Below are 1,042 nucleotides of genomic sequence, written 5' to 3' on the forward strand. Positions count from 1 at the left end.
GCTGGGAGTGGAAGTACAGTGATGTATGGAGCGGACCAGTACTAATCAATCGAGGACTTAACCAAAAAAACGGTGTCGATATGAAGATAAATAATTCAACTCCAGTTTTGAGTGAATACTCACTCAATTAAATATAAACGCACATAAGTGCGGTGACGATGGCAAGAAGGATACACCTGTAACCATGCCGAACACAGAAGTTAAGCTTCTTAGCGCCGAGGGTAGTGAAGGGTTTCCCTTTGTGAGAGTAGGACGTTGCCGCGCTTTTTGCGTTTTTTATTGGAGGTTTAGCTCAGCTGGGAGAGCACCTGCCTTACAAGCAGGGGGTCAGCGGTTCGATCCCGTTAACCTCCATAGACTCGTTAGCTCAGTTGGTAGAGCATCTGACTTTTAATCAGAGGGTCACTGGTTCGAGCCCAGTACGGGTCATTAAAAATAACATCGTTGTAGCCGGCTTAGCTCAGTTGGTAGAGCATCTGATTTGTAATCAGAGGGTCGAGGGTTCAAGTCCTTTAGCCGGCATCCTATTTCTTAGCGGAAGTAGTTCAGTGGTAGAACATCACCTTGCCAAGGTGGGGGTCGCGGGTTCGAACCCCGTCTTCCGCTTTTTATGTTTCGGCCGGGGTGGCGGAACTGGCAGACGCACAGGACTTAAAATCCTGCGGTGAGTGATCACCGTACCGGTTCGATTCCGGTCCTCGGCATACAAGATAAAACATTAGAGTTTTAACAAACAAGAATGATGTTCATCTTGAAGATGTTACTAAACAAGAGCAATAGGTTTGGTTCTACGTCAAAAGATATGGACGGATAAAAATAAGTGAATTTAAGCAATAAAAGTCAATTGGCTTTTATTGCTTATTTGTTATATGTTTTGAAAACCACCTGCTATGCGGGTGGTTCAGAAGAGCTTTCAGCGTGGTATAAAAAAAGTCTCCTAAAATGATAAGATATATTTGGTTTCCCGACCACGAAATATCAATCATTTAGGAGGTCCCTTATGAAAAAGGACAATCAAAGTTTATCACACACAACATGGAAA

At 43.7% G+C, this 1,042-nt stretch carries 5 tRNA genes and 1 rRNA gene; all 6 read left to right on the forward strand.

The window, feature by feature from the left end:
- The first annotated feature begins 148 nt into the window (after positions 1 to 148).
- The 6 genes from rrf (at position 149) to CBF37_RS11510 (ending at position 704) form a co-directional block, all read left to right on the forward strand.
- Positions 149 to 264 (forward strand): 5S ribosomal RNA (gene rrf / locus CBF37_RS11485).
- 17 nt (positions 265 to 281) lie between these two features.
- Positions 282 to 354, forward strand: a tRNA-Val gene (locus CBF37_RS11490).
- Positions 355 to 356: 2 nt separating this feature from the next.
- A tRNA-Lys gene (locus tag CBF37_RS11495) sits at positions 357 to 429 on the forward strand.
- Positions 430 to 449: 20 nt separating this feature from the next.
- Positions 450 to 522, forward strand: a tRNA-Thr gene (locus CBF37_RS11500).
- Positions 523 to 534: 12 nt separating this feature from the next.
- Positions 535 to 606: transfer RNA gene (locus CBF37_RS11505), tRNA-Gly, on the forward strand.
- A 12-nt stretch (positions 607 to 618) separates the two neighbouring features.
- Positions 619 to 704 (forward strand) — tRNA-Leu (locus tag CBF37_RS11510).
- The last annotated feature ends 338 nt before the right edge of the window (positions 705 to 1,042 follow it).

The sequence above is a fragment of the Vagococcus vulneris genome, assembly GCF_003950515.1.
In the GTDB taxonomy this organism is placed as follows: domain Bacteria; phylum Bacillota; class Bacilli; order Lactobacillales; family Vagococcaceae; genus Vagococcus; species Vagococcus vulneris.